General features: G+C 71.9%; 12 protein-coding genes and 1 pseudogene. 12 read left to right on the top strand and 1 reads right to left on the bottom strand.

Features of this window, described 5'->3' with window-relative positions:
• Positions 1–39 precede the first annotated feature (39 nt).
• The 8 genes from chlG (at position 40) to LXT13_RS08095 (ending at position 8,208) form a co-directional block, all read left to right on the top strand.
• Positions 40–918: a chlorophyll synthase ChlG gene (gene chlG / locus LXT13_RS08130; RefSeq protein ID WP_233371338.1), complete on the top strand. Its 879-nt coding sequence runs from the start codon at positions 40–42 to the stop codon at positions 916–918.
• Positions 915–2,240 carry a BCD family MFS transporter gene (locus LXT13_RS08125; protein WP_233371337.1) on the top strand — a complete coding sequence of 442 codons (1,326 nt, stop codon included), beginning with the start codon at positions 915–917 and terminating at the stop codon, positions 2,238–2,240. Before chlG ends, LXT13_RS08125 begins: the two co-directional genes overlap by 4 nt.
• Positions 2,237–3,427: a geranylgeranyl diphosphate reductase gene (locus LXT13_RS08120; protein WP_233371336.1), complete on the top strand. Its 1,191-nt coding sequence runs from the start codon at positions 2,237–2,239 to the stop codon at positions 3,425–3,427. The genes LXT13_RS08125 and LXT13_RS08120 overlap by 4 nt, the downstream gene beginning before the upstream one ends.
• A complete protein-coding gene (locus tag LXT13_RS08115) occupies positions 3,427–3,738 on the top strand; it encodes a hypothetical protein (protein WP_233371335.1) in 312 nt (103 codons plus the stop codon). Before LXT13_RS08120 ends, LXT13_RS08115 begins: the two co-directional genes overlap by 1 nt.
• The gene (locus LXT13_RS08110; protein ID WP_233371334.1) at positions 3,735–4,037 is read left to right on the top strand and encodes a high-potential iron-sulfur protein; all 303 of its coding nucleotides are present in this window, start codon (positions 3,735–3,737) and stop codon (positions 4,035–4,037) included. The genes LXT13_RS08115 and LXT13_RS08110 overlap by 4 nt, the downstream gene beginning before the upstream one ends.
• A 41-nt stretch (positions 4,038–4,078) precedes the next feature.
• Positions 4,079–5,377: a DUF3422 family protein gene (locus LXT13_RS08105; protein WP_233371333.1), complete on the top strand. Its 1,299-nt coding sequence runs from the start codon at positions 4,079–4,081 to the stop codon at positions 5,375–5,377.
• Between the two features lies 1 nt (position 5,378).
• A complete protein-coding gene (gene bchI, locus LXT13_RS08100) occupies positions 5,379–6,398 on the top strand; it encodes a magnesium chelatase ATPase subunit I (protein ID WP_233371332.1) in 1,020 nt (339 codons plus the stop codon).
• Between the two features lie 106 nt (positions 6,399–6,504).
• Entirely contained in the window at positions 6,505–8,208 is a 1,704-nt protein-coding gene (locus LXT13_RS08095; protein ID WP_233371331.1) for a magnesium chelatase subunit D, read from the top strand.
• On the opposite strand, the gene LXT13_RS08090 is transcribed toward LXT13_RS08095, so the two are convergent.
• Positions 8,205–8,516 (bottom strand): putative quinol monooxygenase, encoded by a 312-nt coding sequence (locus LXT13_RS08090; protein WP_233371330.1) that lies wholly within the window; start codon positions 8,514–8,516, stop codon positions 8,205–8,207. The genes LXT13_RS08095 and LXT13_RS08090 overlap by 4 nt on opposite strands.
• A 526-nt stretch (positions 8,517–9,042) precedes the next feature.
• Between LXT13_RS08090 and LXT13_RS08085 the strand changes: the two genes are divergently transcribed.
• The 4 genes and pseudogenes from LXT13_RS08085 to LXT13_RS08070 all read left to right on the top strand — a co-directional run bounded on the left by LXT13_RS08085 (position 9,043) and on the right by LXT13_RS08070 (position 15,592).
• Positions 9,043–10,116: an NAD(P)-dependent alcohol dehydrogenase gene (locus tag LXT13_RS08085; RefSeq protein WP_233371329.1), complete on the top strand. Its 1,074-nt coding sequence runs from the start codon at positions 9,043–9,045 to the stop codon at positions 10,114–10,116.
• Positions 10,117–10,128: 12 nt separating this feature from the next.
• A pseudogene (locus tag LXT13_RS08080) lies at positions 10,129–12,159 on the top strand (acetate--CoA ligase family protein); the annotation flags it as partial.
• A gap of 272 nt (positions 12,160–12,431) precedes the next feature.
• Positions 12,432–12,791 carry a GNAT family N-acetyltransferase gene (locus LXT13_RS08075; RefSeq protein ID WP_349254825.1) on the top strand — a complete coding sequence of 120 codons (360 nt, stop codon included), beginning with the start codon at positions 12,432–12,434 and terminating at the stop codon, positions 12,789–12,791.
• Complete coding sequence (locus LXT13_RS08070) at positions 12,788–15,592, top strand: cation-translocating P-type ATPase (RefSeq protein WP_233371327.1); 2,805 nt, start codon at positions 12,788–12,790, stop codon at positions 15,590–15,592. Before LXT13_RS08075 ends, LXT13_RS08070 begins: the two co-directional genes overlap by 4 nt.
• Position 15,593: the final 1 nt, after the last annotated feature.

Here is a 15,593-nt window from a genome sequence, read left to right as displayed (position 1 = left end):
TATATTGACATTCGCCTGCGTCAGCCCAGAATAGGCTGCATGCAGCGCCCAGCTCTTTCGGCCGTCGCCGAACTGCTCAAGCCCATCACCTGGTTTCCGCCGATGTGGGCTTTTGGCTGCGGCGTCGTGGCCTCTGGCCTACCGGCCGAGGGGCGCTGGCCGGTCATCGTCGCCGGCGTCCTGCTCGCTGGGCCCTTCGTCTGTGCCACCAGCCAGGCCGTCAACGACTGGTTCGACCGCCATGTGGATGCGATCAATGAGCCGCAGCGCCCCATCCCGTCGGGCCGCATGCCGGGGCATTGGGGCCTCTACATCGCCCTGTTGTGGACCGTGCTGTCGCTGCTTTTGGCGTGGCAGCTGGGGCCGGCGGGCTTTATCGCTGCGGGCCTCGGGCTGCTGCTGGCCTGGGCCTACAGCGCGCCGCCGCTACGGCTCAAGCGAAACGGCTGGTGGGGCAATGCCGCCTGTGGCCTGTGCTACGAGGGGCTCGCCTGGACGACCGGCGCCGCCGTGATGGCCATGGGCCAGTGGCCGGACACCCGCTCTCTCGCACTGGCGTTGCTCTACAGCTTGGGCGCCCACGGCATCATGACGCTGAACGACTTCAAGTCCATGGCCGGCGACCGGCAGATGGGCATCCGCTCGCTGCCCGTCATGCTCGGTGCGGACCGCGCCGCCCGCGTGGCGTCGGCGGTCATGGCGCTGCCGCAGGCGGTCGTTGTCGCGCTGCTATTGAGCTGGGGCCAGCCCGCTCACGCGGCCGGCGTGGCCGGGCTGCTGGCCGTGCAGGGGCTGATGATGGCCCGCTTCATCGCGCAGCCGGTGCAGCGGGCGCTCTGGTACAGCGGTGCTGGCGTGCCACTCTACGTGTCGGGCATGCTGGTCAGCGCGTTCGCGCTGCGGGGAGTGATGGCATGAGCAGATCCCTGGGATGGCTGGGCGTGCTGAGGCTCGGGCTGGTGCAGTCCGCGCTCGGTGCCATCGTCGTGCTGACCACGTCCACGCTGAACCGCGTGATGGTGGTGGAGATGGCGCTGCCTGCGCTGCTGCCGGGCCTGCTGCTGGGCTGGCATTACGCTGTACAGGTGGCACGCCCGCGCATGGGACACGGGGCCGACCAGGGCCGGCGCTGTACGCCGTGGATTCTGGGTGGCATGGTGACGCTGGCGGCCGGCGGCTGGCTGGCGGCGCTCGCCACCGTGCTGATGGGGGAGCACCTGGCTGCGGGCGTCGTGCTGGCGCTGCTGGCCTACGGCCTCATCGGCCTGGGCGTGGCGGCCAGCGGAACCTCGCTGCTGACGCTGCTGGCCAAGCGCGTGCCCGCCGAGCGGCGCGCGGCGGCGGCCACCACGGTGTGGATGCTGATGATTGCCGGCTTCGTCGTGACGGCCGGCGTGTCCGGCGCGCTGCTGGACCCGTTCTCGCCGCAACGGCTGCTGGCCGTGGCCGGCGGCGTAGCGGTGGTGGCCGTAGGCGTGGCGGCGCTCGCACTGTTCCGGTTGGAAGGCACCTCAGACAGCACCGAGCCGGCCGAACGGGCCGCGGTACCGGCGCCGTTCGGTCAGGCCCTGCGCAGCGCCTGGGCCGAGCCGCTGGCGCGTCGCTTCACGGTCTTCGTGTTCGTCTCGATGCTGGCCTACAGCATGCAAGACCTCATCCTGGAGCCCTTCGCCGGCCTGGTCTTCGGTCTGACGCCTGGCGGCACCACCCGCCTGTCGGGCACGCAGCATGGCGGCGCGCTGCTCGGCATGCTGCTGGCCGCCGGCAGCGGCAGCCGCTGGGCTGGCGGGCGCTGGGGCACCCTGCGGGGCTGGACGGTCTGGGGCTGTGTGGCCTCCGGCCTCGCGTTGTCGGGTCTCGTCATGGCAGGGCTCGTCGGCCCGGGCTGGCCGCTGAAGGCCAATGTCTTTCTGCTCGGGTTGTGCACCGGCGCGTTCTCCATTGCCGCCATCGGCTCGATGATGGGCCTGGCCGGCGCAGGCGGGCCGGGCCGGGAGGGTGTGCGCATGGGCCTGTGGGGCGCCGCGCAGGCTCAGGCCTTTGCGCTAGGCGGCATCGTCGGCACGGCGGCGAGCGACCTGGCCCGCTGGCTGATCCCCGGCACCGGGGCGGCGTATGCGCTGGTGTTCGCGGCCAATGGGGCGTTGTTCCTCGCCGCGGCCCGACTGGCGGCGCGGGTCGAGCCTGCGGCCACGCCGCGACCGCCGGTCTTCGTCGGCACGCTGGGGAGGGCCGCATGAGCGCTGCCGCAGCGGTGGACTTCGATGCCGTCGTCATCGGCGGCGGCCCCGCGGGCGCCACGGCGGCGGACGACCTCGCCCGCCTGGGCCACCGCGTGCTACTGCTGGACCGGGCCGGCCGCATCAAGCCCTGCGGCGGCGCCATTCCGCCGCGGCTCATCCAGGACTTCGCCATCCCTGAACACCTGCTGGTGGCCCGGGCCACCGCCGCACGCATGGTGTCGCCGAAGGCCGTCGAGGTGGACATCCCGATCGAAGGCGGCTTCGTCGGCATGGTCGACCGCCAGCAGTTCGACGAGTGGCTGCGCGAACGCGCGGCGTCGCATGGCGCGGTGCGGTGCGTCGGCAGCTTCGAGCGTATGACGCGTGATGACGACGGACTCAGCGTCGTGCACTTCAGCGCAGACGGTGGCGCGCGCAGCGTGCGCACCCGGGCCGTCATCGGCGCCGATGGCGCGCGCTCGCAGGTTGCGCAGCAGGCCGTGCCCGCCGCCGACCGTGGCCGCTTCGTGTTCGCGTATCACGAGGTCATCGCCGTGCCCGACGCGCTGCCGCCCGGCTACGCGCCCGGCCGCTGCGAGGTGCACTACAACGGCACGCTGTCGCCCGACTTCTACGGCTGGGTCTTCCCGCACGGTGCCAGCGTCAGCGTCGGCACCGGCAGCGCGGACAAGGGCTTCTCGTTGCGCCGCGGCGTCATGCAGCTGCGCGCAGCGGCGGGGCTGGCGCACGCGCGAACGCTGCGTCGCGAGGGGGCGCCCATTCCGATGAAGCCGCTGCCGCGCTGGGACAACGGCCGCGACGTGGTGCTGGCCGGCGACGCCGCTGGCGTCGTCGCGCCGGCCTCGGGCGAGGGTATCTATTACGCGATGCTCGGCGGCCGCCTGGCGGCCGAGGCCGTCGCGCAACTGCTCACCACCGGCGATGCTCGCGCGCTAGCCACCGCGCGCCGGCGCTTCATGCGCGAGCACGGCCGCGTGTTCTGGGTGCTGGGCCTCATGCAGCGCTTCTGGTACAGCAGTGACAAGCGCCGGGAGCGGTTCGTCAGCATTTGCCGGGACAAAGACGTGCAGCAGCTCACCTTCGACGCCTACATGCACAAGCGCCTCGTGCGTGCCCGGCCGCTGGCCCATATGCGCATCTTCTTCAAGGACATGGCCCACTTGCTGGGTCTGGCGCGGGTGTGATGGCCGCGCTCGACGACACCGCGCTGGCGTTGCGGCTCGCCGAGCTGGTGCTGGCCGCAAGCCTGATCGAGTTGCTCTGGCTTTTGGCCCGGGGCCGTGCAGCGCCGCGCGGGCTGCTTCCCAATCTGCTCGCCGGCTTCTGCCTGGCTCTGGCCTTGCGCCTGGGGCTCGGCGGCGCCGGTGTGGCCTGGATCGCCGCCTGCCTGGCGGCCGCCGGGCTTAGCCATGTGTTCGACCTTCGGGCCCGCTGGCGCCGACCGGTCGCATCTCCGTCCTCCGTCGCCAGCAGCCCCGAAAGGTCCACTCCATGAACAGCCGCCGCCAGTTCATTCGCCTCGTTCCCTTTGCCGGTGCCAGCCTCGTGGCTGGCAGCGCCTGGTCCCAGGCCATGGTCGACGAGAAGGACGCCACCGCCGTGTCGCTCGGCTATCACGCCGATGCGTCAAAGATCGACAAGGCCAAGCAACCCAAGTACGTGCCCGGCTCGGCCTGCGGCAACTGCGCGCTGTACCAGGGCAAGGCTGGCGCCGCGTCGGGCCCATGCCCCATCTTTGCGGGCAAGCAGGTCTCGGCCAAGGGCTGGTGCACAGCCTACGTGAAAAAGCCTTGAGGCGCGTCGGCTCCATCCGCTGACCCAGCCGGCCACATCGCATGAGGTTGCTGCCAGCCGACCTGCCCGAGCGAGGCGCGCTGGCGCTGGAGGTGCATGCGCGCCCGTCCGAGCCGCTGGCTGCGCCCGGCCGCGGCAGCTATGTGGCCGTGCTGGTGGATGCCGACGAGCGCGATCGCGAGCTGGCGCATCTGGCCCGGCTGTGCCGCCAGCATGGCCAGCCTGCACCCGCGGCCGATGCGGTGCACTGGAGCGGCGCCATCGGCGCGCTGCGCGTGAAGTGGGAGCGCCACGGCGAGTTCTCCAGCTACACGCTGCTGATGCCGGCCAAGGCGGGCGAGCCCTTCGCCGACACGGCTGCCGAGCGACTGCCGCCCGGCTGGCTGTCGGCCGTGCCCGGGCTTACCGTTTACGCAGGCCATGCCGAGCTGCTGTCGCCCGACGACGGGCACGCCGTGGGTGACCTGCTGCGCGCCAGCTTCGGCACCAGCACCGTCGTCGGCAGCGCCGTGGGCGACGGCGCAGGCCTGGCCTACTCCGATTTCCTGACCCACCCCGACGGCTTCGGTCGCTTCGTGCTCATCGACCAGGGCTTCACGCCGCTCGTTGCCGGCCGCATGTTGCAGCGGCTGTTCGAGATCGAGGCCTATCGCATGATGGCCTTGCTGGCCTTCCCGGTGGCGCGTCGGCTGTCGCCGCGGTTGCTGGCCATCGAGCGGTCGCTGGCCGCGCTGGCCGACAGCATTGCCGCCGGCAGCGCCCGCGAGCCCAGCCACGACGAAGAGCTGCTGCAGGAGCTCACCCGCCTGGCCGCCGAGATCGAGAGCGGCCTGGCCGCCAGCCAGTTCCGCTTCGGCGCCTGCCGCGCCTATGCGGCGCTCGTGCGCACCCGCATCGGCGAGCTGCGCGAGCGCCGCCTGACCGGCCTGCAGACGCTGGACGAATTCATGGGCCGCCGCTTCACGCCCGCTGTGGCCACCTGCGCCACCGTGTCGCAGCGCATGCACGACCTCTCCGAGCGCGTGGCCCAGGCCAGCCACCTGCTGTCCACGCGTGTCGACATCGTGCGCGAGCAGCAGAACCTGGCTCTGCTCGCGTCCATGGACCGCCGCGCCAAGCTGCAGCTGCGGCTGCAGCAGACTGTCGAGGGCCTGTCCGTCGCGGCCATCGTGTACTACATGGCCGGCGTCGTCGGCTACATCGCCAAGGGCGGGCGGTCGCTCGGGCTGCGGCTCGACGTGGATCTCGTCGTTGGTATGGCCGTGCCGGTGCTGGGCCTGCTGGCCCTGCGCGCCGTGCGGCGGGCACGACACCGGGCGAGCGAACAGGACGCACATTGACATGAGCACCCCCTATCCCTTCTCCGCGCTCGTCGGGCAGGACGAGATGAAGCGCGCCATCCTCATCGGCGCCGTGGAGCCCGCCATCGGCGGCCTGCTCGTGCTGGGCGACCGCGGCACTGGCAAATCTACCGCCGTGCGCGGCCTGGCCGCGCTGCTGCCGAAGATGCGCGCCGTGCAGGGCTGCCGCTACCACTGCGACCCGCAGGCCAGCGGCGGCTGCGACGACTGCGTGCACCTCAAGTCCGGCGTGCGCGTGCGCACCGAGGAGCTGGCCGTGCCCGTGGTGGACCTGCCGTTGGGCGCCAGCGAAGACCGCGTGCTCGGCGCGCTGGACCTGGAGCGCGCGCTCGTCGACGGCGTCAAGGTCTTCGAGCCCGGCCTGCTCGCCAAGGCCCACCGCGGCTTTCTGTACATCGACGAGGTGAACCTGCTGGAAGACCACCTCGTCGACCTGCTCATCGACGTGGCCGCGTCCGGCGAGAACGTCATCGAGCGCGAGGGCCTGAGCCTGCGCCACCCCGCGCGTTTTGTGCTCATCGGCAGCGGCAACCCCGAGGAGGGCGAGCTACGCCCGCAGCTGCAGGACCGTTTCGGCCTCAGCGTGGAGGTGCGCACGCCCACCGACATCGCGCAGCGCGTGGAGGTCGTGCGCCGCCGCGACGCCTACGAGCGTGACCCTACCGCTTTCGCCGCCACCTGGGCCAAGGCCGATGCCAAAGTGCGCCGCCAGATCCTGCAGGCGCGCGAGCGCCTGCCCGTGCTGAACGTCGGCGACGCGCTGCTGCAGCGCGCCGCAGAGCTGTGCTTGGCCGTGGGCAGCGACGGCCTGCGTGGTGAACTCACGCTGATGCGCGCTGCCCGCGCGCTGGCTGCGCTGGAAGGCGCCGACGACGTGACGCTCACCCATCTGCGCGAGGTGGCCCAGCCCGCGCTGCGCCACCGCTTGCGCCGCAACCCGCTGGACGAAACGGCCTCGGGCGAGCGCATCGAGCGGGCGGTCGCTGAGTTGTGGGCATGAAACCGACACCCGCAGGTTGGGGTGAGCCCCTCAATCCCCAACGTCCCCCACGCCGCTCGATGTTGGGGTTCGCTGCGCTCACCCCCACCGATGCCGGCAGGCCTGCATGACCGACCCAGCCACCTACGCCGCCTGCCTGCTGGCCGTAGACCCGGTCGGTCTGGGCGGCCTGTGTCTTCGCGGGGGGGGCGGTCCGGCCCGGGACGCGCTGCTGGCCGGCCTGCGCGCCGCGCTGCCCGCCGGCACCCCCTGGCGCCGCGTGCCGCTGCAGGTGGACGACGACCGGCTGCTCGGCGGCCTGGACCTGGGCGCCAGCCTCGTCGCCGGCCGGCCCGTGCAGCAGCCCGGCCTGCTGGCCGAAGCCGCCGGTGGTGTGCTGCTGCTGTCGATGGCCGAACGCGCCGACGCCCACCTCGCCGCCCGGCTGGCCGCCGCGCTGGACGGCCGCCACGTGCCGCTCAGCCTCGTGGCGCTGGATGAAGGCATCGAGCCCGACGAAACGCTGCCCGCGTCGCTGCGCGAGCGGCTGGGCCTCATCGCCACGGTCACGGCGGCAACCGCCGGCACGCTGCCCGACCCGGCGGCCATCGACGCCGCCCGCGCCCGCCTCGCGGCCATCACGTGCGATGACGCTACCGTGCAGGCTCTGTGCGCCACGGCAGCAGCGCTGGGCATCGCGTCGCTGCGCACCGCATGGCAAGCCTGGTGCGCGGCCCGTGCGTCCGCGGCGCTGGCCGGGCGCAGCGCTGTCACGCAGGCCGATGCCGAACTCGCCGCGCGCCTCGTGCTCGCGCCCCGCGCCCGCACGCTGCCGGCGCCGCCAGAGCCGCCCGAAGCCAGCACCGCACCTCCCCCGCCCGACCCCTCGGCCGACCCCGCGCCGCCACCAGACGACCGCGACCCGCCCATGCCTGCCGAGTTGCGCGAGCTGCAGGACCAGACCCTCGCCGCCGCGCAGGCCGCCATCCCGCCCGGCCTGCTCGAAAGCCTGGCCGGGTGCACGCCGCGCGCTGGCGGCGGCACTGGCCGCCGCGGCGACGCGGCCCGCCCGGCGCAGAGCGGCCGGCCGCTGAGCCCACGTCGCGGCACGCTGCACGCCGGCCACCGGCTGGACCTGCTTGCCACGCTGCGCGCCGCCATCCCCTGGCAGCGCCTGCGCGGCCGCGAGCGCGATCAACGCGGCCTGCCCGACGCACCCACCCGGCTGCTGCTGCGCAAGGATGACTTCCACCTGAAGCGCTACCGCCGCCCTGAGCAGACCACCACCGTCTTCGTCGTGGACGCGTCCGGCTCCCAGGCTCTGCATCGCCTGGCCGAGGCCAAGGGCGCGGTGGAACTGCTGCTGGCCGATTGCTACGTGCGCCGCGATTGCGTCGCGCTGATTGCCTTCCGTGGCACTGGCGCGGAGCTGCTGCTGCCGCCCACGCGCTCGCTCGCGCGTGCGCGGCGGTCGCTTGCCAGCCTGCCCGGCGGCGGCGGCACGCCGCTGGCCGCCGGCTTGGAAGCCGCCTGGCTGCTCGGCCGCGGCGTGCAGGCCCGCGAAGAGGGGAGGGCGGTGCTTGTCTTCCTGACCGACGCCCGCGCCAACATCGCCCGCGACGGTGCCCCCGGCCGCGCCCAGGCCGCGCAGGATGCGCTCACCATGGCAAAGCGACTGCGAGCAGAGGCACTGCACAGCCTGCTCATCGACACCTCACCCCGCCCCGAACCCGCCGCGATGGCGCTGGCCCAGGCGATGGGCGCGCGCTACGTGCCGCTGCCGCATGGGCAGGCGGCGGAGGTGCATGGGGTGGTGGGCGCGATGCGCTAGGTCGAGGCCCTGGGAAAGGGCAGCTCGGTGGCTTGGTAGAGCTTGATATGGCTGGGGCTGGCAGCCAGTTCTTCCATCTGACGCACGAAGGCGCCCGACGCCGGCACGGCAAAGTGCTGCTGCAGCGCCTGCGCGGACTCCCACTCTTCCACAAACACAAGCCGGCTCGGCCGCTCTGGATCCTCGTAGAAGGCATGAGAAATACAGCCGGGCTCGGCCCGTGAGCGTTGCACATGCTCGTTGGCGACCCGCCTGGCCTGCTCCATGTGCTGCGGGGCGATTTGCACATTGCCAAAGACGATGATCATTCACAGTCTCGGAGGGTTTCGTCGCATCCTCAGGCTTTGAGCTGCATGCGGGCAGTCTCGGGCTCGCATTTGTTCGGTCCCCGAATAGCTGTTGTTTGCAGCCAAGGGAAGGCGCGCAACCGCTGATCAATGACCAGGCTGACTGCCCTGACAAGCCGCATAGAGTCCGCCCTGGAGCAGGCCCGGGAAAATGCAAGGTCAGCGGTGGCCGCACATCGCGAGTAGCGCAGCGAGGTCGGCAAGGGCAGCACAAGGCTCAAGACTGCGCACGATCGCGCGCGCGGCTGAGGCGGTCTGCTTTGCAGCGGTAGTTGCCTCGCAGATACCGCGGCTAGATGGTGGCTTTGTGCCCAAAGCCGAAATTGACCCCGTGGGACCAACGTTCAGCAACGCCGCGGGTGACGGCGTTGCGCTCACTGTCCTACGCGACGACAGCGCTTGCACCTGAACCCGGTCGCTGACATCGGCGTAGGGTGCCCTCACGTCCTGGGCTCTTCCGGGCGCGTTGCGTCATTTGGAGGTTCGCATGGTCATGATGAAAGCCGCTGTCTTCGTCGAGCCCGGGCGCATCGTGCTCGCCGACAAGCCCATGCCCGAGGTCGGCCCGCAGGACGCGTTGATCCGCATCACCACGACAACCATCTGCGGCACCGACATCCACATCCTCAAGGGCGAGTACCCGGTCGAGCGCGGCCTGACCATCGGCCACGAGCCCGTGGGCGTCCTCGAGAAGCTGGGCTCCGGCGTGCGCGGCTACCGCGAGGGCCAGCGCGTCATCGCCGGCGCCATCACGCCCAGCGGCTGGAGCACCGCCTGCCTGTGCGGTTGCGGTTCGCAGGACGGTGCCGGCACCAAGCACGGCTTCAAGGCCATGGGCGGCTGGAAGTTCGGCAACACCATCGACGGCTGCCAGGCCGAGTACGTGCTGGTGCCCGATGCCATGGCCAACCTGGCGCCCGTGCCCGACTCGCTGACCGACGAGCAGGTGCTGATGTGCCCCGACATCATGTCCACCGGCTTCAGCGGCGCCGAGAGCGCGGGCGTGCGCATCGGCGACACGGTGGCCGTGTTCGCGCAAGGCCCCATTGGCCTGTGCGCCGCGGCCGGCGCCAAGCTCAGCGGGGCCGCCATGGTGATCGGCGTCGACCGGCTCGCCAACCGCCTGGCCATCGCCACGCAGATGGGCGCCGACCATGTCATCGACGCCAGCAAGGTTGACCCGGTGGAAGAAATCATGCGGCTCACCGATGGCCGCGGCGTGGACGTTGCCATCGAGGCGCTGGGCACGCAGCAGACCTTCGAGGCGTCCTTGCGCGTGCTGCGGCCGGGCGGTACGCTGTCCAGCCTGGGCGTGTATTCGACGGACCTGACCATCCCGCTCGGCGCCTTTGCAGCTGGACTGGGCGACCACAAAATCGTCACCACGCTCTGCCCCGGCGGCAAGGAGCGCATGCGCCGGTTGATGGCCGTCATCGCCGCGCGGCGCGTCAACCTGGAGGCGATGGTGACCCACCGCTTCAAGCTCGACGACATCGAGGCGGCCTACGAGCTGTTCGGCCACCAGCGCGACGGCGTACTCAAGGTCGCCATCACTCCCTAACGCGAAAGCTGCATGAGCATCCGCCACCTCGACCAGCTTCTCTCACCGCGCTCGGTCGTGGTGGTCGGCGCCTCCAGCCGCCCCGGCAGCGTCGGCGCGACCGTCTGGCGCAACTTGCGCGCCGGCACGTTCGCGGGCCGCGTGTTCGGCGTCAACCCGAAGCACGCCGAGCTTGATGGTGTGGCGCTGCTCCGCCGCGTTAGCGATCTCCCCGAGCCGCCCGACCTGGCGGTGCTGTGCACGCCGCCCGACACGGTGGCCAGCCTCATCGCCGAGCTGGGACGGCTGGGCACGCGCGCCGCCATCGTCATGACGGCCGGCCTCAGCGCTGCCCAGAAGCAGGCCGCGCTGGAAGCCGCCCGGCCGCATCTGCTGCGCCTGCTGGGCCCCAACTGCCTGGGCCTGCTGTCGCCGCGCATCGGCCTGAACGCCAGCTTCGCCCATGTCGATGCCTTGCCCGGCGACATCGCCTTCGTGTCGCAGTCGGGCGCGCTGGTCACGGCGGTGCTGGACTGGGCGCGCTCGCGGCGCATCGGCTTCTCGCACATGGTGTCGCTCGGCGAGCGGGCCGACGTGGACTTCGGCGACCTGCTGGACCATTTGGCCAGCGACCCGAACACCCGCGCCATCCTGCTCTACATGGAGTCCCTCGAGTCGCCGCGCAAGTTCATGTCGGCGGCGCGCGCGGCGGCGCGCAACAAGCCGGTCATCGTTGTGAAGGCCGGCCGCGCCGGCAACGGCTTGCAGGCTGCGGCCTCGCACACCGGCGCGCTGGCGGGGTCGGACGTGGTCATAGACGCCGCCATCAGCCGCGCCGGCATGCTGCGCGTGGACACGCTGCAAGACCTGTTCATGGCGGCCGAGACGCTGGCGCATTTCCGCGGCAGTCCACAGCGCGGGCTGACGCTGATGACCAACGGCGGCGGCCCCGGCGTCATGGCGGCCGATGCCGCCGCGCTGACCGGCGTGGAGCTGCCGCCGTTGAGCGACGCGCTGCGCGGCAAGCTCGACGCCGTGCTGCCGCCCACCTGGTCGCGCGGCAACCCCGTCGACATCATTGGCGACGCGCCGGTCGAGCGCTACACCGCCACGCTGCGCACGCTGCTCGACGACCCCGACATCGGCACGGTGCTGTTCATGCACGCGCCCACGGCCATCGTGCGCAGCGAGGACATTGCGCTGGCCTGCGCCCCGCTGGCGCGCGAGGCCGCCGGCCGGCTGATGAGCTGCTGGCTGGGCGACGCCGGTGTGGCCGAGGCGCGGCGCACGTTCGAGGGCGCAGGCGTGGCCGGCTACGACACGCCCGAGGAAGCCGTGCGCGCGTTCTCCATGCTGGCCCGCTACGCCGGCAACCAGGCTCTGCTCAGCGAGGCGCCGACCGCCAGCGAGGCCGGGCCGGCGGATCGCGCGGCCGCGCGCGCCGTCGTCGAGGCGGCAATCGCCGCTGGCCGCGAGATGCTCGACGAGCTGGAGGCCAAGGCCGTGTTGCAGGCCTATGGCATCCCGGTCGTGCCCACGGTCGCCGTCGGCCCCTCGGCCGGCGAGGCGGTGCCTGCCGCAGCCAGCATCGGCTACCCCGTTGCCTTGAAGATCCTGTCGCCCGACATCAGCCACAAGTCCGATGTGGGCGGCGTCGTGCTGGCGCTGGCCGACGCTGCGGCGCTGCGGCAGGCCGCCGACCAGATGCTGGCGCGGGTGCACTCGGTCAAGCCACTAGCCCGCATCAGCGGGTTCACCGTGCAGGCGATGGTGAGCCGGCCGCATGCGCAGGAGCTGATCGTCGGCGCCAGCGTGGACCCGGTGTTCGGCCCGGTCATCCTGTTCGGCCAGGGCGGCACGGCGGTGAAGGTGATGGCCGACCGCGCCATCGGCCTGCCGCCGCTGAACCGCGTGCTGGCGCGCGAGCTGGTGGCCGGCACCCGCGTGGCCCGGCTGCTGGCCGGCTACCGCGACCATGCGCCTGCACGCATGACCGCCATCTGCGACGTGCTGGTGACCGTGTCGCAGATGCTGGTCGACCTGCCGGAGCTGGCCGAGCTGGACATCAACCCGCTGCTGGCCGACGGCGACGGCGTCATCGCGCTGGACGCCCGGCTGCGTGTGCTGCCCGCAACGAGCGTGGGCGCGGCGCGCTTCGCCATCCAGCCCTACCCGGCGGAACTCGCCGAGACCTGGGCCTGGCAGGGCCGGCAGCTATCCGGCCCGAGGACGAGGCGCGGCACCTCGCCTTCGCCGAACAGCTGGCACCGGAGGACATCCGCCTTCGCTTCTTCACCACGCGCCGCGAGCTGCCGCGCAGCGAGTTGGCCCGCCTGGTGCAGATCGACTACGACCGCGAGATGGCTTTTGTCGTCATGGAGGCCCAGCCCGACGGCGTGCAGCGCACGCTCGGTGTCGTGCGCGCCATGGCCGACCCCGACAACGTCGAGGCCGAGTTCGCCATCATCCTGGCGACCGAGCTGCAAGGGCAGGGCCTGGGCCAGCGCCTGCTCGACAAGATGGTGGCCTACCTGCGCGGCCACGGCACCCAGCGCGTGGTGGCCATGGTGCTGCGCGAGAACACCGGCATGCGCGAGCTGGCGACGCAGGGCGGCTTCACGCTCGATCAGGCGGGGTCGGACCATGAGACCTTGCGCTATGTGCTGGACTTGACGACGAAAGCGGCGCCCGCATGACGCCTTCGCCCGCTGTCGATCCCTCGCTCGGCAGCGCAGCGGACCTCGCGGCCCGGCTCGGCACCGACGCCGAGCGCGGCCTCACTGCCGCCGAGGCCGCACGCCGCCTGGCCGCCGACGGCCCCAACAGCCTGCGCGCCAAGCCACCCACGCCGGCCTGGCGCCGGCTGCTGGCGCAGCTGCAAGACCCGCTGGTCTACCTGCTGCTCGTCGCGGTCGTCATTGCGCTCGTTGCCTGGGCGTTGGAGGGCCGCGCTGGCTGGCCGGTCGACGCCATCGTCATCGCCCTGGTGGTGGTGCTGAACGCCGTGCTCGGCTTTGCCCAGGAGGCGCGCGCGGCCAACGCGGTGGCCGCGCTGGCGCGCATGACGGCGGCCACCTCGGCGGTGCTGCGCGACGGCGCGCCGCTGCGCATCACTAGTGATGGCCTGGTGCGCGGCGACCTGCTGGTGCTGGCCGAGGGCGATGCCGTCGGCGCCGATGCGCGGCTGCTGCGCTGCGCCGGCCTGCTCATCCAGGAGGCGTCACTCACCGGCGAGAGCGAGGCCGTGCTGAAGGGCCCGGCGCCGCTCGCCGCGCCCGCGCCGCTGGCCGACCGGCTCAACATGGTGTTCAAGGGCAGCGCCGTGGCGCAGGGGACAGGTCTTGCCGTCGTCACCGCCACCGGCATGGCCACCGAGGTGGGCGCCATCGCCCGCATGCTGGAGTCATCGACCGAGCAGCCGACACCGCTGCAAAAGGAAGTGGTGCGCATCGGCCGAGTGTTGGGCATCGCGGTCGTCGTCATCGCGGTGGTGATCGTCGCGACGCTGCTGCTGCTCAGTGACGTGCGCTCTGCGGCCGTGGTGTTCACCGTGCTGCTGCTGGGCGTGTCGTTGGCGGTGGCCGCCGTGCCCGAGGGCCTGCCGGCCATCCTGTCCGTCGTGCTGGCGCTGGGCGTGCAGCGCATGGCCCGCAAGAACGCGGTCGTCAAGCAGCTGTCGTCGGTCGAGACGCTGGGCTCGGCCTCGGTCATTTGCACCGACAAGACCGGCACGCTGACGCGCTCGGAGATGACCATCGAGCGCATCGTCACGGCCTCGGGCGAGACCCACGTCACCGGCGTCGGCTACGCGCCCGACGGCGCGGTCGAGTTGCACGGCCGCCCGCTGGCCGACGGCCCGGCGCGCGCCGAGGCCATCGTCGTGCTCAGCGGCGGCAGCCTGGCGGGCAATGCCGACCTGCGCCAGGGCGCGGGTGGCGAGTGGGAGATCCAGGGCGACGCCACCGAGGCGGCCTTCCTCGTCGCCGAGCGCAAGCTGGGCGTCGACGAGCGGCGGCAGCGGCGCTTCGAGCGGGTGGCCGAAGTGCCGTTCAGCTCCGACCGCAAGATGATGTCCACCGTCGAGCGCGACCATGAGCAGGCCGGTGCCCACGTCGTCGTCACCAAGGGCGCGCCCGACGTGCTGCTCAAGCGCTGCGACCGGCAGCGCGTGGGCACGGCAGTCATCGCGCTGGACGATGCGGCGCGGGCGCGTGTGCTGGCCGATGTGGACCGCCTGTCCAGCGCGGCCCTGCGCACTCTGGCCGTGGCCTACCGGCCGCTGTCCGATGCCGAAGATCCGGCGCTCGCCGAAGGCCTGGAGCACCGGCTCATCTACGCCGGCACGGTCGGCATGATCGACCCGCCGCGACCGGAAGCGGGTGAGGCTATCGCGCAGGCACGGCGCGCCGGTATCCGCGTCATCATGATCACCGGCGACCACCCGCGCACGGCGGCCCACATCGCCGCCGACCTCGGCATCATCGAGCCATGCGGCCCGGCGCTCACGGGTGCGGAACTGGACGGGCTGGACGCCGCCGGCTTTGCCAACGCCGTGCGCACCGTCTCGGTCTACGCCCGCGTCGCCCCGGCGCACAAGCTGCGCATCGTGGCCGCGTTGCAGGCCGACGGCAGCGTCGTCGCGATGACGGGAGACGGCGTTAACGACGCCCCGGCGCTGAAGGCTGCCGACATCGGCGTGGCCATGGGTCAGACCGGCACCGAGGTGACGAAGGAAGCGGCCAAGATGATCCTGGCCGACGACAACTTCGCCTCCATCGTCGACGCCGTGCGCGAGGGCCGCGCGCTGTTCGACAACATCCGCAAGTTCCTGCGCTACCTGCTGTCGTCCAACATGGGCGAAGTGCTGACCGTCTTCCTCGGCGTCGTCGGCGCCAGCGTGATCGGCCTGGGTGCCGGCGCAGGCGAGGAGCTGGTGCTGCCACTGCTGGCGACGCAGATCCTGTGGATCAACCTCATCACCGACTCCGGCCCCGCGCTGGCCATGGGCGTGGACCCGCAGACCGAAGACGTGATGGCCCGCCCGCCGCGCCGGCCGGACGAGCGCGCCATCGACGCGCCCATGCTGTGGGGCGTGGTGTGGACGGGCCTGACGATGGCGCTCGCCACGCTGGCAACGATTGACCTCTACCTGCCCGGCGGCTTGATTACAGGGGAGGGTGACCTCGCCACCGCGCGTACGGCGGGCTTCACGGTGCTGGTGCTGGCGCAGCTGTTCAACTGCTTCAACGCCCGGTCGGAGACGGCCAGCGCCTTCCGCAACTTGTTCGTCAACCGCTGGCTGTGGGGCGCGATCATGCTGTCGGCGCTGTTGCAGGTGGCGGTGGTTCACTTCCCGCCGCTGAACCTGGCATTTGGCACCGCGCCGTTGAGCTTGCAGCAGTGGGCTGTGTGCGTGGGGATGGCGAGTGGCGTGTTGTGGGTGGGCGAGCTGCGCAAGGCGGTGGTGCGAGTCAAGCAGTCTTTCCGCCCAGCATGAG

Source organism: Pelomonas cellulosilytica (genome assembly GCF_021353265.1).
GTDB lineage: Bacteria > Pseudomonadota > Gammaproteobacteria > Burkholderiales > Burkholderiaceae_C > Pelomonas > Pelomonas cellulosilytica.
This window is presented reverse-complemented; position numbering and strand designations above follow the sequence as displayed.

Excerpts from the sequence above, each read along its gene's own strand:
- chlG (WP_233371338.1), top strand. The coding sequence starts at position 40 with ATGCAGCGCCCAGCTCTTTCGGCCGTCGCCGAACTGCTCAAGCCCATC.
- LXT13_RS08125 (WP_233371337.1), top strand. The coding sequence starts at position 915 with ATGAGCAGATCCCTGGGATGGCTGGGCGTGCTGAGGCTCGGGCTGGTG.
- LXT13_RS08120 (WP_233371336.1), top strand. The coding sequence starts at position 2,237 with ATGAGCGCTGCCGCAGCGGTGGACTTCGATGCCGTCGTCATCGGCGGC.
- LXT13_RS08115 (WP_233371335.1), top strand. The coding sequence starts at position 3,427 with ATGGCCGCGCTCGACGACACCGCGCTGGCGTTGCGGCTCGCCGAGCTG.
- LXT13_RS08110 (WP_233371334.1), top strand. The coding sequence starts at position 3,735 with ATGAACAGCCGCCGCCAGTTCATTCGCCTCGTTCCCTTTGCCGGTGCC.
- LXT13_RS08105 (WP_233371333.1), top strand. The coding sequence starts at position 4,079 with ATGAGGTTGCTGCCAGCCGACCTGCCCGAGCGAGGCGCGCTGGCGCTG.
- bchI (WP_233371332.1), top strand. The coding sequence starts at position 5,379 with ATGAGCACCCCCTATCCCTTCTCCGCGCTCGTCGGGCAGGACGAGATG.
- LXT13_RS08095 (WP_233371331.1), top strand. The coding sequence starts at position 6,505 with ATGACCGACCCAGCCACCTACGCCGCCTGCCTGCTGGCCGTAGACCCG.
- LXT13_RS08090 (WP_233371330.1), bottom strand. The coding sequence starts at position 8,516 with ATGATCATCGTCTTTGGCAATGTGCAAATCGCCCCGCAGCACATGGAG.
- LXT13_RS08085 (WP_233371329.1), top strand. The coding sequence starts at position 9,043 with ATGGTCATGATGAAAGCCGCTGTCTTCGTCGAGCCCGGGCGCATCGTG.
- LXT13_RS08070 (WP_233371327.1), top strand. The coding sequence starts at position 12,788 with ATGACGCCTTCGCCCGCTGTCGATCCCTCGCTCGGCAGCGCAGCGGAC.